The organism is Bacillus yapensis (genome assembly GCF_005280205.1).
GTDB classification, from domain to species: domain Bacteria; phylum Bacillota; class Bacilli; order Bacillales; family Cytobacillaceae; genus Robertmurraya; species Robertmurraya yapensis.
Map to the genome: position 1 here is coordinate 98924 of NZ_SUND01000016.1, position 23649 is coordinate 122572.

The 23649-nt window shown below is 33.5% G+C and carries 28 protein-coding genes; 2 read left to right on the forward strand and 26 right to left on the reverse strand.

Features of this window, described 5'->3' with window-relative positions:
• Positions 1–36: 36 nt before the first annotated feature.
• The 6 genes from FAR12_RS17835 to FAR12_RS17860 all read right to left on the reverse strand — a co-directional run bounded on the left by FAR12_RS17835 (position 37) and on the right by FAR12_RS17860 (position 7730).
• A complete protein-coding gene (locus FAR12_RS17835; protein WP_246010435.1) occupies positions 37–1428 on the reverse strand; it encodes a HAMP domain-containing sensor histidine kinase in 1392 nt (463 codons plus the stop codon).
• Complete coding sequence (locus FAR12_RS17840; protein ID WP_126410164.1) at positions 1425–2132, reverse strand: response regulator transcription factor; 708 nt, start codon at positions 2130–2132, stop codon at positions 1425–1427. The genes FAR12_RS17835 and FAR12_RS17840 overlap by 4 nt, the downstream gene beginning before the upstream one ends.
• 682 nt (positions 2133–2814) lie before the next feature.
• Positions 2815–4002 carry a coiled-coil domain-containing protein gene (locus FAR12_RS17845; protein ID WP_126410165.1) on the reverse strand — a complete coding sequence of 396 codons (1188 nt, stop codon included), beginning with the start codon at positions 4000–4002 and terminating at the stop codon, positions 2815–2817.
• A gap of 275 nt (positions 4003–4277) precedes the next feature.
• Positions 4278–5423: a YncE family protein gene (locus FAR12_RS17850; protein ID WP_126410166.1), complete on the reverse strand. Its 1146-nt coding sequence runs from the start codon at positions 5421–5423 to the stop codon at positions 4278–4280.
• 427 nt (positions 5424–5850) lie between these two features.
• The gene (locus FAR12_RS17855; RefSeq protein ID WP_126410167.1) at positions 5851–6360 is read right to left on the reverse strand and encodes a QcrA and Rieske domain-containing protein; all 510 of its coding nucleotides are present in this window, start codon (positions 6358–6360) and stop codon (positions 5851–5853) included.
• A gap of 71 nt (positions 6361–6431) precedes the next feature.
• The gene (locus FAR12_RS17860) at positions 6432–7730 is read right to left on the reverse strand and encodes a methyl-accepting chemotaxis protein (RefSeq protein WP_126410168.1); all 1299 of its coding nucleotides are present in this window, start codon (positions 7728–7730) and stop codon (positions 6432–6434) included.
• 308 nt (positions 7731–8038) lie between these two features.
• On the opposite strand from FAR12_RS17860, the gene FAR12_RS17865 reads away from it, so the two are divergent.
• Positions 8039–9616 (forward strand): multicopper oxidase family protein, encoded by a 1578-nt coding sequence (locus tag FAR12_RS17865; RefSeq protein ID WP_170972245.1) that lies wholly within the window; start codon positions 8039–8041, stop codon positions 9614–9616.
• Positions 9617–9760: 144 nt separating this feature from the next.
• Here FAR12_RS17865 and FAR12_RS17870 read toward each other — a convergent pair whose 3' ends face one another.
• The 5 genes from FAR12_RS17870 to FAR12_RS17890 all read right to left on the reverse strand — a co-directional run bounded on the left by FAR12_RS17870 (position 9761) and on the right by FAR12_RS17890 (position 12531).
• Positions 9761–10234 carry a MarR family winged helix-turn-helix transcriptional regulator gene (locus tag FAR12_RS17870; RefSeq protein ID WP_126410170.1) on the reverse strand — a complete coding sequence of 158 codons (474 nt, stop codon included), beginning with the start codon at positions 10232–10234 and terminating at the stop codon, positions 9761–9763.
• 16 nt (positions 10235–10250) lie between these two features.
• Complete coding sequence (locus FAR12_RS17875) at positions 10251–11081, reverse strand: N-acyl homoserine lactonase family protein (protein ID WP_126410171.1); 831 nt, start codon at positions 11079–11081, stop codon at positions 10251–10253.
• A gap of 415 nt (positions 11082–11496) precedes the next feature.
• Positions 11497–11670 carry a M23 family metallopeptidase gene (locus tag FAR12_RS24195; RefSeq protein ID WP_137298127.1) on the reverse strand — a complete coding sequence of 58 codons (174 nt, stop codon included), beginning with the start codon at positions 11668–11670 and terminating at the stop codon, positions 11497–11499.
• A gap of 127 nt (positions 11671–11797) precedes the next feature.
• Positions 11798–11980 carry a hypothetical protein gene (locus tag FAR12_RS17885; RefSeq protein ID WP_126410172.1) on the reverse strand — a complete coding sequence of 61 codons (183 nt, stop codon included), beginning with the start codon at positions 11978–11980 and terminating at the stop codon, positions 11798–11800.
• Positions 11977–12531 (reverse strand): hypothetical protein, encoded by a 555-nt coding sequence (locus FAR12_RS17890; RefSeq protein WP_126410173.1) that lies wholly within the window; start codon positions 12529–12531, stop codon positions 11977–11979. Before FAR12_RS17890 ends, FAR12_RS17885 begins: the two co-directional genes overlap by 4 nt.
• A 347-nt stretch (positions 12532–12878) precedes the next feature.
• Here FAR12_RS17890 and FAR12_RS17895 point away from each other — a divergent pair, with 347 nt between their 5' ends.
• On the forward strand, positions 12879–13208 hold the full coding sequence (locus FAR12_RS17895; RefSeq protein ID WP_126410174.1) for a four-helix bundle copper-binding protein: 330 nt from the start codon (positions 12879–12881) through the stop codon (positions 13206–13208).
• A 134-nt stretch (positions 13209–13342) separates the two neighbouring features.
• Here FAR12_RS17895 and FAR12_RS17900 read toward each other — a convergent pair whose 3' ends face one another.
• The 15 genes from FAR12_RS17900 to FAR12_RS17965 all read right to left on the reverse strand — a co-directional run bounded on the left by FAR12_RS17900 (position 13343) and on the right by FAR12_RS17965 (position 23570).
• The gene (locus tag FAR12_RS17900; RefSeq protein ID WP_126410175.1) at positions 13343–13573 is read right to left on the reverse strand and encodes an SHOCT domain-containing protein; all 231 of its coding nucleotides are present in this window, start codon (positions 13571–13573) and stop codon (positions 13343–13345) included.
• A gap of 12 nt (positions 13574–13585) precedes the next feature.
• Positions 13586–13900 carry an SHOCT domain-containing protein gene (locus FAR12_RS17905; protein WP_126410176.1) on the reverse strand — a complete coding sequence of 105 codons (315 nt, stop codon included), beginning with the start codon at positions 13898–13900 and terminating at the stop codon, positions 13586–13588.
• A gap of 40 nt (positions 13901–13940) precedes the next feature.
• Positions 13941–14129 (reverse strand): hypothetical protein, encoded by a 189-nt coding sequence (locus FAR12_RS17910; RefSeq protein ID WP_126410177.1) that lies wholly within the window; start codon positions 14127–14129, stop codon positions 13941–13943.
• Positions 14130–14197: 68 nt separating this feature from the next.
• Positions 14198–14578: a hypothetical protein gene (locus FAR12_RS17915; protein WP_126410178.1), complete on the reverse strand. Its 381-nt coding sequence runs from the start codon at positions 14576–14578 to the stop codon at positions 14198–14200.
• Positions 14579–14626: 48 nt separating this feature from the next.
• Entirely contained in the window at positions 14627–14866 is a 240-nt protein-coding gene (locus FAR12_RS17920) for an SHOCT domain-containing protein (RefSeq protein WP_246010436.1), read from the reverse strand.
• 152 nt (positions 14867–15018) lie between these two features.
• On the reverse strand, positions 15019–15219 hold the full coding sequence (locus tag FAR12_RS17925; protein ID WP_126410180.1) for a hypothetical protein: 201 nt from the start codon (positions 15217–15219) through the stop codon (positions 15019–15021).
• A 345-nt stretch (positions 15220–15564) separates the two neighbouring features.
• Complete coding sequence (locus tag FAR12_RS17930) at positions 15565–16932, reverse strand: sensor histidine kinase (RefSeq protein WP_126410181.1); 1368 nt, start codon at positions 16930–16932, stop codon at positions 15565–15567.
• Positions 16916–17623, reverse strand: a complete 708-nt coding sequence (locus FAR12_RS17935; RefSeq protein ID WP_126410182.1) for a response regulator transcription factor — start codon at positions 17621–17623, stop codon at positions 16916–16918. The genes FAR12_RS17930 and FAR12_RS17935 overlap by 17 nt, the downstream gene beginning before the upstream one ends.
• A 426-nt stretch (positions 17624–18049) precedes the next feature.
• Complete coding sequence (locus tag FAR12_RS17940; RefSeq protein WP_126410183.1) at positions 18050–18484, reverse strand: DUF6220 domain-containing protein; 435 nt, start codon at positions 18482–18484, stop codon at positions 18050–18052.
• A 1143-nt stretch (positions 18485–19627) separates the two neighbouring features.
• A complete protein-coding gene (locus tag FAR12_RS23550; RefSeq protein ID WP_170972246.1) occupies positions 19628–19906 on the reverse strand; it encodes a hypothetical protein in 279 nt (92 codons plus the stop codon).
• Between the two features lie 24 nt (positions 19907–19930).
• Positions 19931–20782, reverse strand: coding sequence for a hypothetical protein (locus FAR12_RS17945; RefSeq protein ID WP_126410184.1), 852 nt, complete (start codon positions 20780–20782; stop codon positions 19931–19933).
• A gap of 65 nt (positions 20783–20847) precedes the next feature.
• Complete coding sequence (locus tag FAR12_RS17950) at positions 20848–21309, reverse strand: single-stranded DNA-binding protein (RefSeq protein WP_126410185.1); 462 nt, start codon at positions 21307–21309, stop codon at positions 20848–20850.
• Positions 21310–21359: 50 nt separating this feature from the next.
• The gene (locus FAR12_RS17955; protein ID WP_126410186.1) at positions 21360–22214 is read right to left on the reverse strand and encodes a Rad52/Rad22 family DNA repair protein; all 855 of its coding nucleotides are present in this window, start codon (positions 22212–22214) and stop codon (positions 21360–21362) included.
• A gap of 221 nt (positions 22215–22435) precedes the next feature.
• On the reverse strand, positions 22436–23098 hold the full coding sequence (locus FAR12_RS17960) for a hypothetical protein (protein WP_126410187.1): 663 nt from the start codon (positions 23096–23098) through the stop codon (positions 22436–22438).
• A complete protein-coding gene (locus FAR12_RS17965) occupies positions 23061–23570 on the reverse strand; it encodes a hypothetical protein (RefSeq protein ID WP_126410188.1) in 510 nt (169 codons plus the stop codon). Before FAR12_RS17965 ends, FAR12_RS17960 begins: the two co-directional genes overlap by 38 nt.
• Positions 23571–23649: the final 79 nt, after the last annotated feature.

A 23649-nucleotide genomic window follows, 5' to 3' on the forward strand; every position in this document is an offset into this window, starting at 1 on the left:
TTTTTGACTTAGAAAAATCCCATACCTTCTAAAGTACTAGCGCTCTATATTCAATGGAAAGCTTACGCGAAATTCTGTACCTGAGCCATTTTCACTAGTAACTTTTATATTTCCTTGTAAGAGCTTAACCAGTTCGTAAACAATGGCAAGCCCTAGTCCTGTCCCACCCATTTCTCTAGATCGTGATTTCTCAACACGATGAAAACGATCAAAAATGAATGGGAGGTCTTCTTCTGGTATTCCAATTCCGGTGTCTTTTATGGTGATTAAGACTGAATTATTTTGTTGTTTAGCCTCCACAACTATTTTTCCTTTTTCAGTATAGTTAATTGCGTTCTCTAACAGATTTAATAGAACTTGCTGAATACGTGCTCCATCGGAGTATATAGAAGGCAACGTATGCTTAATAATAGCTAATTCTAAGTCCTTACTTTGAGCTTTTACTTTCACTTTTCGTGTCACTTCTTCTATTAATTCTTCAATATCGACCAATTGATAATATAACTTTGTTTTACCCTCTTCCATTTTAGATAACTCAAATAAATCTTGTATAAGTTTCGATAGTCGCTCAGACTCATTCTCAATAATAATTGAGTAAGACTCCAACTCATTTTCATCATTATATTGGTGAGTCTTTATCAATTGTGCATATCCTTTTAGATAAGAAATTGGTGTACGGAGTTCATGTGAAATATTTGCTAATAATTCACTTCGATTAGTCCGATAATTATTCAATTCTAAGCTAAGTTTATTAATGGCTTTACCTAGTGATCCTATTTCATCATTTGATTTGATATTAATCTGTGTTGCCAAATTGCCTATAGCAATTTCTCTTGTTGCTCTCTCCATTATAATCAAAGGTTTAGAAATCTTTCTTGAAACAAATAGTGTATAACAGAGAGCTAATATAATTGCACCAACAATGGATATAATAATCCAATTTCTTATACCATGCATAAGTTGGTGTATTTTATCAATTGACGAAAAAACAAGGATACCTCCACCAAATTTACCTCCCACTATTAATGGCCTTCCAACAAAAAAGAATTCTTCATTTGTTTCAGGATTATTATAGCCCCTATCAAAATACTTTCCTTCTCGTAATATTTGAAACAAATCACTTTGAATCTGTTGTCCTTTTTGGAACTCTATTAGCGAACTTGAAAGAATAATTCCATTTTCATCAAAGATTATTATCTCTCCCTCAGTTGTAGAACTTATATAGTCGAAAATTTTCGGATCAACCCCAAAGTTATTTTCTAGTGTGTTTTTCAATTTGTCGGCGTATTGATTTACATTTTTGTGTACCTGTTCAGAATATAGCTCCAAAAAAATACGATCTATAATAAAACCCAATGGTACTAAAATAATAAGAAATAAGAACATCATGATGAATCCTAGTTTCAGAAATATTCCTCTAGTTTTCATTTCATGTCCTCTAGCAAATTAAATTTGTACCCTACTCCCCATACTGTCTGTATAAAATTTATATCCTCTACTGCCTTTTTAAGCTTTATCCGTATATTCTTAATATGAGTATCAACATTTCGCAAATCCCTAATCTCGTTAATCTCCCAAATTTTGTCTAGTAATATTTCCCTTGTAAATACTCGATTTGGATTTGATGCAAGCACAGATAATAAATCAAATTCTTTTGCTGTCAATTCTATATACTGCTGGTTCACAAAAAGCTGCCGACTATCAATATCCATTCGAAACAAATCGTTATAATAAACGCACTTATTCTCTTCTGATGATTCATGTTTTGAATGTTCATACCTTCGTAATAAGGCTCTTATTCTTGCTTTTAGTTCCTCAAACTCAAAAGGTTTTACAAGGTAATCATCAGCACCTATCTCTAGACCCATTACTTTGTCGGATAATTCAGATCTAGCCGTTAACATAAGAACAGGTACCTCCTCGTCTTCCTCTCTAATTTTTTTGCATACTTCCCAGCCCGATACATAAGGTAGCATTACATCCAGTATAATTACATCAAATGATTCTTCTAGAATTAAATCTATAGCAGTTTGTCCATCTTTTGCTTCCACAAAATCATAATCATTTCCTAAGTGTATCTTTAGTAAATTCATCATATATCTTTCATCTTCCACTACTAATATTTTTTTCATCTACATCCTCCTTTATCTATGGGATAAATAATCACAAAAGAACGTGAAGTTAAGTACGAACCTTCTTATAACATCAAAAACAAAGAAATAAACTATCCTCTTTCAATGTCTTCAGAGAAGTATTTTCTTTGAGCAAAGAAAGGTAATTGAATATGATACTAATTTAATGAACATATATTGTAGAAATAACACTAAAATTTGAAGAAAATATGGAGAAAAGATAACTTAATCGTAGCTAACCACCACATAATAAAAAGTCCAAATTCAATCTTAGGAAATCTGACTTTTCCTACATACTCTTTGAGTACTATTACTATTGTTATTACTTTTCTCTAAATACTCTTCTAAAAATACTTTAAACATTGAGCCTTTACTTTTTTCTTAGAAAAATTTAATTACCTCAATAACATATGGAATAACAAAATGTCCTAGTGCAACTCAGTAAAGTTCAGAATTGCACTTCTTCCTTTTCATAACTATTTCGTGAGCCACTCTGTCTAGAGGTTGTATGGTTTCCATTTATCAGTTACATATCTTTATGATCATTCAATATCGAATACATGATATACATCGAGGTATTGTCCATTTTGAAAAGCAACAGGGCATAATTAAATATCTTCAATAAATATAAAATAAAAAAGCTTATCCTCGTTTAAAAAGGATAAGCCCATATAATCTTTAATTAAAAATTTGCTACTCTTCGTACATGCCCTTTAAATGTTTTTTGATAGTAGCCAGAGTTCATGTTAGCAATTGCCACTCCTGTAGAGGATTGAGAGCCTATAAATTTCCCTCCACCAAGGTAAATTGCAACGTGTCCATCCCTCTTGTACGTATCGAAGAATACTAAATCCCCAGGACGTGCTTCACTATAAGATATCTTTTTCCCCTGTGTTCTTAGGGCCTCTGTACTTGACCCAATACTAATACCAGCCTGTCTAAATGCCCAACTCACGAAAGCAGAACAATCAAATCTTCCATTGGCAATGTCATAAGCGTTTCTACCGCCACCAAAAACATAGACAGAGTTTCCAATGTATTTATTTCCTGCAGTTAAAACGGTATTTAAACTTCCGTCATTTGCAGGCGGTGTATAGGCAACCTTTCCACCACTTTTACCTGAGTTACTACTGCTTTCTTTTGATGATGATGAAGTGTTTTGAACAGTAACTTTTTGGGTAGCTTTTTGAGCTTGCTGTTCAGCTTGAACTTTTGCTTCTAATTCATTCAACTTGGCTTTATTACCTTTTTGCGCTTCTTCAAGATCGTTCTTCAGTGTATCATTTTGTTCCTTTTGTTGTAGCAAAAGAGATTTCATTCCATCCAGTTCAGTTTTCTTTCCAGTTAGCTCTTCCAATTTTTTCTTAACCTCAGATTGCTTCTCTTCAACTGCAGCTTTATCTAATTCATGTTGTTTGATAAGGTCACTATCTGCATTTGCAATTTGAGATACTGCAAATACACGATCAATGAAATTACTAAAATCTTCTGAGCCTAAAAGAACTTCTATATAACTAACTTTACCTCCAGATTCCTGAAATGATTGAGCTCGACTCTTTAAGATTTCCGTTCTCTTTGCAATGGTTTCATTTAATACCTTTATCTCTTCTTCAAGCTTTTGAATTTCAGCCTGTTCTTTTTTAATATCACTTTCAGTTTGAGCAATTAGTTTATTATTTTCCTGTATTGCTATATCTGTTTTCTTGACCTTCTCTTTTAAAACAGATAATTTATTTTCCGTATCACTAATAGTTTTTTCAACTTGCTGAATTTGTGTGGAATATTCTGCACTAACAGAAGGGATAGAAATTAAACCCCCTACTCCTAAAATAATTGATGTGTTCAGGACTAATAGTTTCTTTTTCAACATTCGTTTTTCCTCCAACCTTCTAGTTTTCTACAAGTTTTATTAAAATGTTTAATAATGTTTATCTTTTCAACTACAAATGACAAATTTCACTCTATTAATACAAATTTCTTCTTTTTTAGAATATAGCAGTCTATTATTTCGATCAAAGATAATAATTTTACAGTTATGTTTCATTTATTGGTATCAGGTCTTAAGAACATAAAAAATACCGTTCCTTTAAATTAAGAAACGGTATTTTTACATAATTTATTTAAAATTGATAAAGCGAACCCATATTACTCCATAATACTAATCCCATTAGGAACCTTTCCAACTTCAATAGTTTCAAGTACTTTATTTTGTTCTGTATCAATAATCATAACAGTATTCTCAAACATGTTTGTTACATATAGTCGTTTATTGTCTGAACTTGTCACTACACCATGAGCTCCTTTTCCTGTTTCAATGGTTGCTGTTACCTTCTTTGTAGCTAACTCAACAACCGTAACAGAATTAGATGGAGAATCTTCAGTTCCTTGGTTAGCCACATACGCATATTGATTATTTCCATCAATATACACCTGGGCAGGTCCTTTCCCAACCTCAACTTTTTCTACTTGATCAGTTTCTAAATCAACAATTGCAAGCATATTTTCTGCATTTAAGGTAGCGACTAGTATTTTTCCGTCATTTGTAACTCCAGTTGTCACAGGCGTTGAACCGACTGTAATCTTTTTCTCTTCCAGCATTGATTCAAGGTTTAGAACACTAATAGTATCTTCGTTCATATTTGCAACATATGCTTTCTGACTATCAGCAGAAATTCTAAACCCATGCGGTCCTTTACCAGTATCAATTGTTTGAATCACCGAGAAGTTTTCCATATCAATAACTGAGACATTATTATCTTCATTATTTGATACTAACGCATATTTTCCATCCTCTGTAAAAACAAAGTGCGCTGGATGATTACCAACCTCAACTGTCTTTATTAGTTCGCTTGTTTGAGTATCAAAGAATATTGCCTTTCCGTTCATCTCCATCGACACATCCCCATGAGAATCTTCTTCATGTGAATCCTCATCATGAGAGCTGTCAGTTTCAGATTCTTGTCCATGATTCATTGACGGAACAACTGTTGCACCAAGCATTTTTCCATCTGGAGAAACTTGCACATTGTGTACAGCACCTTCTACTTCAATTGTTTCAACTACTTCATTTGTCGCTGCTTTGATTTTGGAAATACTTCCCCCTTCATCTGCAGTGAAGTAATATTTTTCGTTTTGTGTTTCGGGATCTTTTGATTCTGCTACTTTCTCAGAAGTTTTTGTTTCTTGCACCTTCTCTTTAGATACTGAATTTTGATTAGAGTTAGAACTACACCCAGCCAAAACTGCACCAGAAATTAATAAGGTAATTAGACTTAATTTAGTCCTATTCATATAACGCTTCCTCCTTTATTGAATCTATTTGAAATATTAGTAGCCCTGAAGCATGCAACACGTGATATACATCACTTTGTAAAAAAAAAGGAGAAACATCTTAAAATATTGTGAAAATCTATAAAAACTGCATACTTTTCCATTACAATAAAGAAATTTTGATAAGAAAAAGTCAGTTAAATTGCCAATTTATCTTGATTAATAAACAAAAATTAAAGAGCTTACCAATTAAATGATAAGCCCTAATCGACATGCTATGATCGTGTAACCTTTATCTATTTGATTTTTCATCATTTGTTTAATACATAGCTTACGCCCCAAATAGTGATGACCAAAAGAGTCCATAAGAGAAAAAAGCCTTTGGATGATAATTTCTTCGATCTACCATTCTTATGACTTTGACAACATCCCATTTTATCACCAACTCTTATTTGTTCTCCCTTTTTTCTGGACTTAGTACCGCAATATAAACATTCCCAGCTTGGACATATGATTTAAATGTGTCTAAAGGTCTTGGCGGAGGTCCACCTACATTCATACCATATTCATCATACTGTCCTCCATGACAAGGGCAATTAAAAAGCACACCATTTTCTTTCATTTCTACATCAGCATCTCCTACTGTACAACCAAGATGAGTGCAAATTGGAGACATAATGAGTAAAGAGTTATCCTTTTTGTTTTTATTAATATAAACAAAGCTTTCCATCACTTGTTCTTCCCACGCATCCTTAATTGTCACTTTATAAGGGACCTTTTTAGGAAAATTCCCTTTTTCCAATTCACTTAATAGCCCTAGATTTGCCATTGCGCTTGTATCAACGTCACTTTTATCATCATCACTACAAGCTGTAAGTCCAATAGGCAACACCGAAACAGCAAATAACCCAGCTGTACCTTTCAACGATTTGCTTAGAAAATCTCTCCTTTTTAACATTAGGTTCCCTCCTTTACTTAAAGGTACCACTTAAGTATGCAGAAAATTTGAATTTTGACTAATTGGGCTCCTTACAATACATTGAACCTTTTTGTTATATCTCTTAGATTGCTCGAAATATTTGATAATGCTTTAGTTGCATCATTTATTTCCCCAATTGCTACAAGTTGCTCTTGGCTAGAGGCGGAAACTTGGATAGAATTTTGAGTGTTTTTTCTTGCAACCGTTGAAATTTGATCTATTGTTCCTGTAATTTTTTCAGAACTTGTAGACATTCTTTTCGCTGCATTTAATATATTTTCCATTTCAGCATTTATTTTTGTCGTTGATTGGGAAATTACTGAGAATTTCTCTTTTGTATCATTTGTAATTTCAATGCCTTCTTCTACATTTTTTATAACAGTTCTCATAGTATCTACAGCAGCCTCTGTTGCTTTCTGAATATGGTCTATGAGAATGGCAATCCTTTCTGTAGATTGGTTGGACTGTTCAGCTAATCTTCTTACCTCTTCTGCAACCACAGCAAAACCTTTGCCTGAATCACCCGCTCTGGCAGCCTCTATTGCTGCGTTCAAAGCAAGTAAATTAGTTTGATTTGCTATATCAGAAATAACATTCAATATTTGTACAATTTCTTGAGAACGTTCCCGAAGTAATTGGATAGATATATCCGATTCACTTACGGAATTTTGAATTAACTTCATTTGACCAACTGTTTTGTCTACGGCGTTTTCTCCTTCAAAAGCATGTTCTGTTGTTTGTTGAGAAAGGAGAGATACTTTTTCAGTATTACCGACAATTTCCTTAATGCCTTCATTCATTTCTGTAATTTCTACGGCCACTTTCTCAATGCCGCTAGTTTGACCTTCTGTACCTGTTGCAACCTCTAGAATGGAGTTAGAAATTTGCATGGAAACTAGATTAGTTTCGTTTGCATTTTCTGAAAGCTGTTCAGAAGATTGAGCTATTTTAACGGATGTATGATTAATGTTTTCTACAATATCTCTCAAATTTCGAACCATTATTTCAAAGGAGCCTACTAATTGACCTATTTCATCCTTGGATTTTTTTGGTATTGTCACTGTTAAATCTCCTTCAGCCACTTCCCTCGTTAAATCAAGCAGTGATTTTAAAGGGGCAACCACAATCCTCTGAATGAAAAATGCAGCTATTATTGTTGCAAAAATTATGTTGATGGCTGTACTTATGTAAATCCCATAGGTTGTCTGAATGCTATGGTCAAGCAAAGAATTTAAATAGCCTGTCAATGGAACACTTATTAGAAGTGCCCCTATTATTACGATATTCATTTTTATCGTTAAACTATGAAATTTTTCCTTCTGATCTCCTTCTAATTTAACCTTTTCCATCTGTTGTTTCCTCCTTAGTTATCTCTATAAAATCGATGTGCTTTATGGACAAAGACAACTGTACATTACAAATATGCAGAAAGTATCGAAACTTATATGTTCATTGGCTCTCTTTAGAAAATAAATTCTTCAAAATATGTATCATCAATTGTTAGAACGTAAGTTATCTCATTTTCATTGCAATTTGAATATTTTTTGAACTTTTATATAAAAATGTGATTTTTGCCCTTGCTTTTTATAAAAATCCATAATTTCTGCAAACCTTTCTACTAAGCTCATTTTGAAATAAGGAAATGGAGGGTTTTACTGTGAAACTAAAGCTAACTGTATTATTATCAGCAATCATTCTCTTTTTAGCTGCTTGTTCTTCGGAGCAAGACACTAATACAGAGAATACAAAGCAAAAAGAAACCGAAACAACAACAAGCAAAGTAGAGGGTATAACTTCAACTAATACTGAAACATTAACAGGTAATGAATTTGAGCTTGTTGCGAAAGAAGTCTCCCATCCATTAAACAGTAAGGTAACTCTAACAGCATGGACATTCAATGGTTCTGTTCCAGGTGCACAAATTCGGGTAAAAGAGGGTGAAAAGGTCAAAATCCATTTTAAGAATGAACTTCCTGAGCCAACCTCTATTCATTGGCATGGAGTTCCTGTACCAAATGAAATGGATGGTATCCCAGGTGTAACTCAAAATGCGGTTCAGCCGGGTGAAACTTTCACATATGAATTTACCGCGACAGTACCTGGTACCTATATGTACCATACACATCAGGAAGCTGTAAATCAGATGGATAAAGGACTATACGGTTCGTTTATTGTTGAACCGAAAGAAAAAACATATGATCGCGATTACACGATCATGTTAGACGAATGGATGAGTGATCAAGAAGCATCAGCAACTATGAGTGAGGAAATGGGAGAGATGGATGGCATGGATCACAGCAGTATGAGTGGTATGAATCATGACACCGGCTCTGAAGATGGCGAACATGGTGGAGAAAGCATGGGTCACGATATGTCTGCTTATGACATCTTTACCATGAACGGGAAAAGTGGAGATTCGATAGAACCCCTAAAGGTAAAAGAGGGTGAAGTCGTTCGAATTCGATTAGCCAATGTTGGATATGTGTCCCACAATATCCACTTACATGGACACAAATTTAAAGTGGTAGCAATTGATGGTCAAGAACTGAATGAACCAAAAGAAATAGAAAATGAGTTAGTGGCAATTGCTCCTGGTGAACGTTACGATATTGAATTCACAGCAAATAATCCTGGGGAATGGTATCTCGAATGTCACGGTGACATGGAAGGAACTGAAGGTATGAAAGCACTGATTCAATATGAAGGAAACAATGAATCAAAAGACCAGTCTAATCAAAGCGAGAGTCTTCCAGTTTTTAATTTCGTTAATTATGGAGCTCCAACAACTGGTGAATTTACGTTAGATCAAAAATATGATATTGAGTACACAATGGATCTTAACGGAAATAACATGGACAATATTTGGTCCATTAACGGAAAATCCTTCCCAAATATAGATGGCCTAAACGTTAAAAAAGGAGATTTAGTCAAAGTAACATTAATCAATAACTCGCCAGAAGGCATCGATCATCCAATGCATCTACACGGGCACTTCTTCCAAGTATTAAGTAAAAACGGAAAACCAGTAGAAGGTTCTCCCGTTGTTAAAGATACTATTAATTTAAAGTCTGGGGATGAATATGTAGTTGCATTTAAGGCTGACAATCCTGGTAACTGGTTATTCCACTGTCATGATTTGCACCATGCAACAGCAGGAATGGTGGACCTAATCAAATATGAAGGTTTTGTACCAAGCTTTACTCCAGATCCAGATGCGAATAATACACCTGAGTAGAATATAAAAAATGCGGTCAATTTGATGACCGCATTTTTTATCATTTTTTTATTCTAATTGTTTAGTGTTGAGTTTTGGCTATACTTGTCCAAGAAAAATATCCAAGCTAGCTTTTTCTTTAATGTTCAAGGTCTTTTAATTTTTTTATTTTATAATCCCTCTTAAACGTAGGGTATGTGAAATCGGCTGTTCTGATAGTAGATTACTTAATTGCATATTTAGGTTTTCTAGAATTTCTATTGGGACTGATTGCTCTAACATCTTATAAAGGCTATCTTCGATTTTGGTTATTTGCAATACTTTTTCCTTCCCTTCTTTTGATAAGCTTAAGTTAACAAACCTTGAATCCTTTTCACTTGTTTCTTTTTGAACCCATCCCGTAGTAACTAGTCGATTTATTAATCTTGAGGGACTTTCCGTTTCACAAATTAGCATTGCCCCCAATTCTTTTAGTGAAAGTGGTTCATTTTCTTGAAGTACTTTCAAAACTTCTGCTTGTGCTCCTGTTACTCCTATTTTTTTAAAAGTTTCCTTAAATATACTCCTCCCTTGCCTTTCTGTAGCAAGAATCAAATATCGAAAAGTTTCAGCAGGTTTGCTGTTATTTATTTGATTCATTCTTATCCCCTTTCTTTTATTCAAAAGCTTTCCACTTACTTAATAGAATACTCGCTTCAGGATCGTGACCCGAAAGAATAGGAGCATTCTTATTTTGATAAGACCACTCCCTTAATAAACGAATTGTCTGGGGCGACTTTGACTTAGCAGTGGAGATTGCAAATGGTATCGTATCTTTCAAATGCTTTTGTGAGAATATCGCATCACCCGCTAAACAAATTGGAGTCTTTCCATTTATCAGCATTGACTGGTGACCATGTGTGTGGCCAGGAGTAGGGACTAGTATTAAACTTCCGTCATCAAATAAATCATGCCCCACTTTAAATTCTAGTTCTTTCTTAAGCTTCTGAAAATGTATAATTCGATACTTCCTTCTCGGAAAATTAAATCGTGACTTTTGATAACCTGAAAAAAATTGAACACCTAATTTATTCCCATCTCGCCACTCTCTTTCGTTTATTACGAATGACGCATTTGAAAAGTGTTTCATTCCCCCGATATGGTCTGAATGAAGATGACTTAGTACAACATATTTTATATCATCTACAGCATATCCCAAATTATTTAATCCGTGTACTATAGAATCCTCTTTCTTAACATTCATCTGACTAATTTTGCGGCTAGGGTCCCAACGATTAGAAAAACTGGAATCATTAATTTCTGGATCTTCACCTGTATCAAACAACACTAAGCCTTTGGGATGTTCTATAAGATATGCATTTATAGGTACAGGATCAATCCAATTATCGGTGAAAAACAACCAGTATAGAAAATTGCCTTTGTTTTCAACATGCTCTCTATGTAATTGCACAGTTCCTGTTTGAATTCTATGAATATTAATTTCCATATTATTCTCCTCCTAAAGAAAATAGATGACATGTCATCTATCAATTTAAATGACATGTCATCTATTATCAAACATAAATCCACGGTTTTTAATTTTAATATTTACCTTTTCCTCTTCCTAAACGCTCTAGCTTAACAATTGTCAATCAAAATAGACCTTATTATGAATTATAATTTCCAAGAAAAAAAGCACACCATGTCAGAGTCAGGTTTGACAAGATGTGCATTTAATACTTTGTATTTTGTTTTTACGGCTATTTTCAAAACTTTTATTGTAAATCGTTATTAAAGGTTTTATTGTCTCTCAAGACTTTTATTGTCACTATACATTACTAAAAGTTAACGTATTTTCTAGGGTTAACCGTGTTTGATTTCGATTGATTCCATGGACCTTCATGAATCTCAAAAAGTAAATGTTAGCCAAAAGATTCACCTGTATTTCCTATATAACCTATTAGTTGTCCTTTTTTAACCGTTCCACCTTTAGCTATGTACATTCCAGAGTGAAAACCATCAAGTGATCGATTTCCAAATTCTGAGGAAACAAACCTTGTGCATGGCGGGGTAAATGTGAGTAATATCAATCCCATGAAGATTTACCCCTAAATCGATTTTCTTTTCAACTTTTCCAGAATTAAAATTGATAATAAATAACCCTCCCTTGTCATAATTACCAGCATAAATTTTTTCACCATCTAAACTTATTTCAATACCATCTTAATGTTGACTACCTACTTTTATTGTACGAACCACTTCATCACGATCAGTATCAACTACCGAAATCGTTCCATCGTCCGCATTTGGAATGTAAGCCAAGGGACCTTCCTTCCTTGTAGATATATAAATAATGGCTATAATTATGAAAACACCAATCATTATTGTGCCTACTTTTTTCATCATTTCTGATCCATCCTCTCTTTATCAACTTGAGTAATTTGTTCTAACTCATTTTTCTCCCAGATAAAAGATCTAGATGGAACGTTTTCAATATTATCTAATTTTAAAGTAATACGTTCTTTCAATACCGATCCATTCCACTTCAAATTACCAACCATGTGATGAGAGTCTTCATTAGCCACTTCCCAGTCAAATTCACCTTCCGAAGTTTCATTCTGCCCAAATGAAATTTTTGCAAGTTGTTCTAACTTATATTTAAGTAAATCACCTGTATGTGTGTTAAAAGCTACTTCAAAAAAAAGTTGTTCGGATGAACTTTTTTCTGGTACTGGAGTTACTTGAATAGTCAGTGTGCCCTGTGAATCAGTCCTTTGTAGTGAATTATTTGTAGCATCCTCTTTTTTATTTTTTGTTTCGGTACTTTCTATTTGTTTTGCAATTGTATCATCCTCCTGTACAGTTTTTGAAACATTTAATTGACCTATATAAAACCACCCAATAAATAAAACGATGAATACTGCCCCTAAATACATTAATAGCATCTTTTTATTCATTTGTTTATCTCCACCTTCCAATCATATTTGGCACAATTATCATCGCAAAAAAATGTGCAGATTTGGTCGAGAACTGAAGAAAATTTTACGAACCATAGGTTTTAAATTCATTTTTTCCGTATCACCTTTGGACTGAAACAGTTTCTAAAAAATTGGAATTTACAAGTTGATAGGTTTTTATTCTCTTATTTCTAGGCTCAAAAAGTACAACCTTTTTACAATCCATATCTCAAGAGAATATTCAACAACCATATGACAGCATTCAAATTTGTGATATTAAAATTTTTTCATGTTTTTACTTTTCAAGGAGATGATAATACTGCATTAAATTTGAGGAGGATTTTGATATGCAAATGTCCTATGAAGAATGTATCAAGGCATGTCTTGAATGTATGGAGGCATGTAACAGTTGTTATGATGCCTGTTTAAAAGAAGATGATGTAAAAATGATGTCGGATTGTATTCGTTATAACAGAGAGTGTGCTGATATTTGTGCATTAGCAGCACAAGCAATGCAATCTGACAGTCCTTTAGCAAAACATATTTGCCAATTCTGTGCTGAAATATGTGATGCTTGTGGAAAAATTTGTGAACAACATGGACATGCTGAGCATTGTAGAAAATGTGCAGAAGCCTGCCGTAAATGTGCAGAAGCTTGTAGAAAAATGGCTTCTTAATCCATGACACAAATTAAAAATTAGATGTGGCGACCTTTTAATTGGTCGCCACATTTAAATCTAGATACAGTTTTGAAAAATTAAGATCAATCTATGAATTTCCATAAAACCTTACTCCGATTGTACTTTGTATATTATAAATTCTTTACAATTTGTTCATATTCTCCTTTGTCAATGTCTCCCCGAGCATAACGGAGCTTTAAAACCTCTAAAGGATTATTGTAACCTTTGTTATTATGTTTTTCTTTTTTAAAGACAATTATGAAGTCAAGAATAAGTTTTTTGGCTATTTTTATTAATTTGAATAGATCACCTGTCTTCACAAGAAAATAAAAGATTATAATGGAAAAGGTTACGTTTAACACTCATTTCACCTCTTACTTTTTAATCGTTTGTAGTATGGATTGAAATTCATCATGTGAAATCTCACCACGGGCATAGCGTAACTTTGCAACCTCTTCTGCCTCAATGACTGTAGTATTATTCATTTTAATTGATGAAACCCTAGTTTGTTGTTTTTGATTTCTGAGTAGTAAAAATAGAACCACCCCGATCAGAGCAAACACTATTAAAGTCATAAAAGACCCATTAAACATCATGTCAAACGAGTTAAATCCTGATGGCATTCCATTATAACCGTAAAATCCTCCATTACTACCTCCAAAGGATCCCATATGTCCTCCATTCATCATTTTAATTTCTCCTTTCCTGTGTATAAGTAGTTTATTTGTTTTATAACAATTCTTTTAGTTTATTGTATTCTCCCGTTGAAATTTGACCAGATGCATATCTATAATCGATAACCCCTTTTAGTTCATTTGAGATGTTCGTTTCCTTCGGTTGTATACGGCTATATAATTTTTGTAATTCACCTGTTTTATACAAATAAAAACCAATAGCCAAAATTAGTAATAAAAACATATCTTAGATTCCTCCAATATTCATATTTTTGGGGAAGCAGGTCATTAACGACCTGCTTAAAGTGATAATTATAAACTTCCCATTCCTTTAAAGTTACTGCTTTGAGAAAAACCACCCGTTCCATGCATTCCCTTGTACATTTCTTCGAGTTGTTGATTGTCTAAATTAGGATGCATCTCACTCATATATGGTTTCATTTGACCAAAGTTTATATTTCCTTCTTCCATGTACTTTTGCATCTTATCAAAGTTCCCATTTCCTTCATCCATAAACTTTTGCATACTTTCAAAATCGCCGGTCTCCATCATTTCTACCATTTGATTATAACCAGTTCTTTCCTCTTGGCTCACTGTATCTTGATTTGGAGTATCTTTATCAGAAAATAGAGATAAACCTGCGCCTCCTGTAAAAGCTATAGTTGCTGCTAAAATACCATTAAAAATATTCATGGCTAATCAATCTCCTTCTAATGTTTTTTGTTTCTTAATAGATTCAACTTATATAAGATTTCTTTTTATTTGCTCAAATTCCTCAAAAGAAATTTCGCCTTGAGCAAGTCTAGACTTAGCAATTTCTAGTGCACTTGAGCTTGCTATTTGCTGGTTCCTATTTTGAGTACCTATTTTTTGATTGTTCATTCCTAAATAGAAAAGGTAACCTATTAGCAAAACTACTAAAATCATCATAATCGCTCCACCTCCCATTCCAAACATTCCATAACCATGACCTAATCCCATCATTGTTTTATCCTTCCTTTCATATTCTTATCTTACTTCTCATTAATGTAGAATTTATGAGCAACTTATGTAAAAGTTATGGAGAGAAGTTCTCTCATAAATAATAGATTGTTCACTATTTTACGATTTCTACAATAGTAATTATTACTGGTCTAAGATATGGCACTCAGAGAAACATCATAGCACCGAAAATTTCCATATTTATCAAAATGAATCCAAATTGTATCCTCGTCTTCATAACTAAAAACTCCTTCTCCTAATTCCCACGATTGACAGCTGCCTGTTAAATAAGGTGTTGAATTTAATATAAATTGATTTTGCTCCAATAATCCTTGTTCAACTTTATTAAACATATCAAAACTCCTTTCACTTTTTTGTTTACTACTATCAATACACTCAATTAATTGATGCTTCTCTTAATAGCCTTAATACCTTAATTGGAATCAACTAAGAAACTTAATAAAGCAGTCGGTTTGATTTTTTAAGACTCATAATATAATGAAACATCTATCGCCTCCTAATTTTTTCTTGTAAAGTTTTATGTTGTTTTCTTTACTTGTTCTTATCTTAAGCAACACTTGTAAAGAACTTATGAGCTAGTTATGGAGAAATTATGCGGATGTAGGATAACTATTTTTCCTAATTCAAAAAAGGCAAGAAAGTAAGCAAAAAGGGATTAAGTCAAGTGACCTAATCCCTTACTGCTTTGGAATCTTTACCTCTACAGTTGTACCTACATTTAATTGACTATCTATCTTAATTTCACCTTGATGGGCTTCTACAAGTGCCTTTACGATAGATAACCCAATACCAATTCCTCCTGTTTTTCGATCACGTGATTTATCACCTCGGTAGAATCTTTCAAATAGAAACGGGAGGTCAACCTCGCTAATTCCTACTCCTTCATCTCTGATCATAAAACTAATTTGATTATTTTTTTCCTCTATATAAATCGATACTTGTTTTCCTTTCGATGTATATTGTAGGGCATTATTAACTATATTCGTTAATATTTGAATGATTTTATCACGATCTCCTAAGAACCAATGATGCTTATCCGGGTGTTGAATCTTTAATTCAACTCCTTTATTCATAAACAACGGACTAAATTGATCTTTTATGAAAGATAATAGATTTCCAGCTTCTAATTTTGTTTTATCCAATCTAATCTGAGGATTTTCAGCCGCCATTAATTTTTCTAACTCATTAACTAGACGAACTAACCGCATTAGTTCCTCATGACATTGATCTAATCTCTTTGAATCAGGTTCCCAAACACCGTCTTGAAAAGCTTCAATTTGACTTCTTAGCGTTGCAAGCGGTGTTCTAAGTTCATGAGCAAAATTTGCTGTAAATTGTTTTCGAAGCGATTCCTCTTTTGCTAAAGATTCTGCAAGCTGATTAAAGGACTCCCCTAAAGGCTTCATTTCTACTGTCAATTCATCAATAGGGACTTGAGTTCGCCATTGATGATTACGCAACTCAGCAATCGCATTTATTAGTTTTTTAAATCCTGTTGTTAGTCTTTTAGAAAATAATAAACTAAATAAGAACGATAAAATGACTATAACCAATACTGCAATGAAAATGTTTCTTTTAATGGATTTCAAAAAGTTAAAATCCTCACCCATTAATTCTTTGGGATAAAATACCGTCAATTTGCCAACTAATTTATTATTGGTTTTTAATTGATAAGAAGTTGATTGATAATCATTGGTATCTGGTGAGGAATGATTACCTTCCATCATTCCCATCATTGAACGCACCGATGTTGTATCAATCAGTAAGTTCCCATTCTCATCATAAAGTCTATAGAATATATTTTCCGTCATTGCCTGTTCATGCATCTTATAACTCAAATTTTGATTGATTAGTTTTCCTGTCTCATTAAATTGTTGCAGTGCATCCTCTTTTATTGATTCGGCACTTTCTTCTCTATTTCTTTTGAGATAATCGGTAAATTGATTTTCAACCCCAAAAAAAATAGTGAAACTTGTAATGAAAATACCACTCAAAGAAACAATTAAGAGATAGATTAGAATTCTTGATCTAAGTGTTTGATTCATCTTTTTCTCCCCCAAACTTATAGCCCATTCCAAACACAGTCATGATAAATTCAGGGTGACGAGAATCGGTTTCAATTTTTTTTCGCAAGTTTTTTATATGTGTATCAATACTTCTTTCGTATCCTTCAAAATAAACACCATCTTCTTGAATTTTTTCTAATAAATCAGCCCTACTATAGACTCTCCCCGGATAACGTGCCATCGTAATTAATAGCTTATATTCATTTGGCGTTAGCCCAAGTATGTCACCATTAAGCTTTACTTCCTTTTTCACATGATCAATCCTAAGTTTATGGTTATTAAAACTGAGTTGATTTACATTCTCCATCTTTTGTGTTCTTCTTAATAAGGCCTTTACTCTTACAACCACTTCTCTTGGACTAAATGGTTTTGTCACATAGTCATCCGCACCAATTACAATTCCATTAATCAAATCATCCTCAGTTGACTTTGCGGTAAGCATTATAATTGGAATATCGCTTTCTTTTCTCACTAACTTACACACCTCTTCACCTGATATATCAGGTAACATCAAATCCAATACAATAAGATCTGGACTCTCATCCTTCACTTTTTTTAAAGCTTCAATTCCGTTAGTAGCAAAAGAAATTTTCCAATTTTCCTTTTCAAAATAAGCCTCTAACACTTCAAGAATTACCTTTTCATCATCTACCACTAGAATTTTTGTCATAAAATAATCACCTCTTATTAGCATATTATCATCTTATTTACGAAAAAAAGTAATCTCCATAATTTCCACACAACCTACTCTTGGGAACTACATGCTGGAAATCAAAGCTAATTGATTTTAGAAAAAAATTTCCAAAGAGTAGGATGCGACCTGTCAATTTGTTTGTGCCCTAAACAAGTTAGTCGTGACTTAACATTTTTTAAGATTGAGTTGTTTTCTAAACAGGGAATGTCCTTTCTTAAGGAGCATTCCTTGTTCTTTGATTATTCAATTAACCACATCTAGATATTACGATCATCACTATAAACATAAAAAACCTTCCATCGCTTCATACGATAGAAGGTTTTGTTTTCAACGAACAATTAAACTATTTGAAAAGCTCTCTCTAACCTGAAGCAACATATAGAATAATCATTATCACAAATCCTACATATTCTTATATAGATCGTCGTAACCATTTACAACCTCTTTCTTGTGCTTAAATAAATATTGATATGAACCCCACGCCACATATAGTGAGATCATAAATATGAAAAAGGCTGAAACCATGTGAATTACCCCCATCCAACCACGATCTGTATAATACTGGATGTTGCATAAAATAAACAACATAAAACTCCATGCTTTATACTTTTGAGGAACCTCACCAGCAGAACCAATAATATACATTAACGCTGGTATATATTCTAAAACCTTGATAAAAGCTAGATGGTTTTTCCAAAATGAAGCATCTACGAAAATAGCCAAACTTGCTAAAGACGCTTGAATGACGATACTAATCAGAAGGATCCATGCTAAACAACAAAATATGGTTTGAGAATATTTTTGTATTTTAGACCTTGTTTTTTCACTAATTTTCATATAATTATCTCCTTCAAAAAGCATAAAATAAAATACTCATATAAATAATAAATACTATGAAACGCTTACATATTTTCTCAAATAATAAGTAATTTGATATTTCCTTTAACAAAAGGCCCGCTCGTTTTTGATAAACTTCTAAAATAGTCAAGTTTATGAATCTTTTACAATAATTTAGATTATTACCTATTATTTAATACAAGAATTCAGGCAATGAATAGTTTTAAATAGACTATCAATGAAATATCGAGAAATTGTGCAGAAATAATAAAATTTAGCTTTATATATTTAACATTTCATATCAAAGATATTGTCTATAGAAATGGTTAGGGATCTTTTGAAAAAAACAGGTTAGCTACATTCTGAAGGAAACTATATAAGTGAGGAAATTTCGCAAATCATGTATTAAAAAATGTTGCATTTTTCTTTAAACATTGGGGTGATGTTCGGTAACACCGTAACTGAAGAGAATTAGATAAATAGAATAAACGAAGAATATCCAATCCAAGACTAGCTACTTTGTGAAAGGAGAGATGGTTGAATCACAAAAGTTGTCGTTAAAACCACAAATCGTATTATCACAAAAAGGATAGTAAAAGGAAATTATCTCCTTACTATCCTTCCTTATTATCGTTAATGACCAAAAAGTAATTTCATTGAAATCGATTTTTGCCAAGATTTATTAGGGATTATTGCCAAAACGGCAAAACTATAGTTCAAGTCATAAAAAAATCTGTAAGTGAAATAATTAAGTAAAATAAAATAAATCATAAGCTTTCCAAACGGAAAACTTATGCTTTATGTCACAAAATCACACCTCAAAAAATGTATTATTCCGCGAATGTGCACCCACATCCGCCGAGATCGTATCCAAATATATCCCGTTGAATCGGTAATTGTTCCAACTCCTGCAAGGACATACCTTTCATAAATGTGTAAGGTTAAGCGGGAGAAAGCGTAATGCTTTCTCCTTTTACATTTAGGAGGGAAATGAAATGAAGAAAAATATTATCGTGTTTTTATTTTCCTTCGTTTTTGTAAATGTCATATTAATTCCTCCTAAGTGTATGAGTTTTTCAAATAAAAAAAAGACCCTTTTATTCACTATATAAGTGAATAAAAAAAGTCTTTCTTCATGTAATATTATTCTATTCCATACTTCTCTAAGTACTTTTGTACGGCTTTATCTGCATGTTCAAAGAATTTCCTACCTTCATCTAGCAATGTTTCTGCTTCTTCAGGGGAGATTTCATCTTTACCAATCGTCTTTACTATGTCAAGAGCATAATCTCGTCGATTAGAACGCAAACACATATAACAATCTCCGTAATCAACCAGCATATAAAAATATGGAGTCTTCTCAGTACGAGAGATATTAACAATATTCTCGTCGTTTCGTAATGGTTGAGAGATAGTAAACACGTCCTTTCAGTTATACATAATCTCCTATGCAAACCGTCTCATCTGGGCTTTTCTCATTTTTTGTTTATGGTGAAAGTCGAGTTGCCGATTCTCACTTTCTTTCTCCATAATAACAAAACGCAAGTCGATATTCGTCATTTTTCTAAACATTTGAATATCCTTGTGTGAGAAATAGCCTTTTGCAATATAATCTTCGACAGCACTCATAGATATTTGTCCAAATTCTATTAGGAAATCGTTACCGAACTCATTGTACACTGATTTTGAGTTGAATTCTATAATCTTTTCCCTCAATTTACAAAGTCCAAAATTAGATCTCATCGACTTACTAGCTTTTAAAAATGGACAGTTCCCTATTTCTTGCATGAACCTCTGATACCTGGATTGACTTTCCTCAAAGTTTGTTTTTTGTTCAAGGAAATAACCTGCCAATCGTTCGAGGTCACCCGAAAAAGAGTATTCTTCCTTGTCGAGATGTAACTTCCCCACTGAATTCAAATAAAATTGGGGGTAGAATTTTCTAGGTAATTGAAATGACCTTAGAGCTTTCAATATTTCGGGCTTTTCTTTAAAGGTGTTTGCTTTTATGGAAACGATTTCGGGTAAGATACCATAATCATCTAGAAACTCTTTTAATCCTTTTTCATCTGTTTCATAGGATGGAAAAGAAACGTATTTAGCAACTAAATTATGTGATAGATCATACCGTTTAGAATCACCATTATCAAGATGCTTTCTAACTGCACTTTTAATACAGTTAATCTTATTTTCAGCCGTCTTCATCTTTCGATATAGCCCGCTAGTAAAAACCTCTTCCATTAATTGAGCGGCACCGACAAGTACAATTTTTTCCATATTGTTTTTATTCGTTACCATTTCCAATATTCCTCCTTACAAAGTAAATGAGAGTTCGAAAATTTCGAACTCTCATACAATCTTCCTTATCTCTGAAACGGATTTTGATTGTTTCCACCATTTGCACTTCCACCAAATGGGTTGGAGAATGGGTTGACACCTCCACTTTGTCCAAATACTTGTTCGTGTGGACTTTGGTTTCCAAATGGATCTTGTGGAGCATCATTTCCGCTGTTACTATTAGCAGGACCTAAGAATAATACGTTATCTGCATGGAATTCTGGCACCGGAATATTCTTCCCATCGAAGTTACGCTTACGCACAACAACTTTAGCCTCCACATAGACTTGTCTACCTTTAGTTAAAAACTTCGCACAGTCTTCTGCTCTTTTCTTCCAAACAGTAATTTGAATGTACTCCGTTTTCTTTTCATTACCTGCAAAATAATTTAATGCAAGGTCTAAATTAGCAACCGGAGTTCCCTCAGTAGTATGCCTTAATTCAACATCTTTTGTAAGATTTCCTATAAAACGACATTCATTTAACATAATAATTTTCCTCCCAAGTGTGTGTAATGTGATAGTTTACTAAATCCTTTTTAAGCAGCTGCAATCTGAACAATATCGTTAATGAAGAAAGATCCATTTTCTGCATGACTTGCAATAGCGATACTGTCACCATCTTGAAGGTCGAGAGATAGAATGTGATTCATCACTTCACCTATCGCAAATATTTGAGCTACATCGCCATTACTTGCTATCCAAATTTCTAAATACTTACCCTTGTTTCCTTCTCGTTCGATAACACCTCTATACGTACACTCAATCATTCCTTCTGGAACTCTGTTTCGTGTCGTAGGCTGAGATTGGGTTTGTTTATTAGATTGGTTAGTATGACGACTTTGCGTTTGTTGTGATTGCTGACTTCCTTGTGTGTAAGAAGAATCACTGTTACTGTTGCTACCACTTAATTTCGGTGGAGTAAAGTAACCAGTTACATTCTGTTTTTTGTCCTTAATATACTGATCATTCTGATTCACTTTATTCGGGGTTATTTCTACCCATCTAGCAGTTTCAGAATAAAGGTATCTACCAATATTTAAAAGTACCGCAGCTCTCTTGAAAGCTGAACTGATACCCCCTTTAGTAGATTCGATATTAGTACGATCCGCACCATCCCATTTAGTAATTGAATGTGTATCAGATAACCAAATCCTAATACCTTGAACAATTCCTCCTCCTGGAAGTTCCTGTACAAGATTCTCCCATTTATCCCAACCAATAACGTCATCCAACCTATTCATAATGGCTCTTGATTGCACGTATGGTACGACTAGAGCTTTGGGACTTTGACTGCTATTACCTTGAAATACTTGTTGAGCACGCCATTCTAATTCATCATCTGTGAATGGTTTACCCAGCTGTTCAAAGATTTGTTGAGAATTGTTTGACATATAAATACCTCCTAAGTGTGTGTACTTAATAAAATTTTTTCTTTTAGAAGCACAAAAAGCCCTATCAAGTAGACAGATTTCTTCCGAAAATCCATGCTACCCGATAGGGCTTAATACTTCTAAAGACCAGGCTCATAAGAGCAAATAAAAAACTTTATGCAATTATTCTACCAAATTTCCATCAATCATTCAATACTCCAAACATATATAAGTATATCCAGTTAGTTGTAATACTCATAAGCTGACACAATCGATTTCATTACTCTTTCGTCGTTCCCCTCGGCTTTAATCTTACGGATAAAGTCTATATATAATAACGAGAGAATCTCTTCTAATGTGAGGTCAAATTCTTCATTCACATTACAGAGGTCGTGAATTAATATTTCCCCACGATATATTTGGCTAGACTTCATTCTTATGGTCAAATAAGCGTTTTTCTCTTCCTTCGACACTTTTCTTTCAACTTCTTCTTCATACTCTTCTAATCCCCAACTATTAGGTGTGAGTTGATTAAATTGTTCAATTTTAATTTTTTCAACCAACTTTGGGCCATATATACTTTCTTTCAAGTTAATTAGTTTATGACTAATGGTTAGTAAATCTAAACCCTGTTTCCGATTATTGACCGTGGTGACACCTTTCTTGATTTGTGAGAGAAATTGAATATACAACAAGCTAATTAGTGACACCAGGTTTAAACTAGCGGGGCAATCCGCAATGATTTCTTTTATGTCTGCGATCAGTACATTTCCCCTCAGATAGTCATAAAAAGGAAATTCGATTTCAATATATCCATAATGAGGCTCCATTAACGCCTGCCAAAACCCTTTACTTTCTTCTTGTATTTTATTTTTTAAGAGTTCCAATTTGCTGTATTTCTGCATAATATCCCCCTTTCTCTATGTAGTGAAGGGCTGATGTGGTCAACATAAAAACAGTCTCTCTATACGATAGTCCCTTACACATAGCAAGACCATATTCCCCGCTAATATCCTCAAATTTGTATTCAGGTAGTTTTGTCGTCATGTGAAATGTAGATGTACCTGGATATTCTAGGTTCCAATCTATGATGTGAAGATTATTCAAAGCGTATAGCAGCAACAGAGTATTATATTTGGTTTGTTGAATCTCTATTTCAGGAAAATGATACTTAAACCGTTTTAATGAGGTTTTATATTTCATTTGTAGTTCCAAGGGAACAGGAAATTTACAATCATGTCCCTTGTCCTTTCGTGGTGATCTTTTCCTTTTTATTGGTGCTGTGACTGGTTGAAGTTTTGTTAATTTGTGTCCGGTCTTTTGTTCTTTCGTTTCATTGAAGATTGGATTCAAGTTATCGACCATATCCCCTTCCACTCCCCCGCTCAATTTTTTGCCTAATGTCAGAGTCACTTTTCCACTTTTCCACTTTTAATAGATTCATATGGGGGAGAGA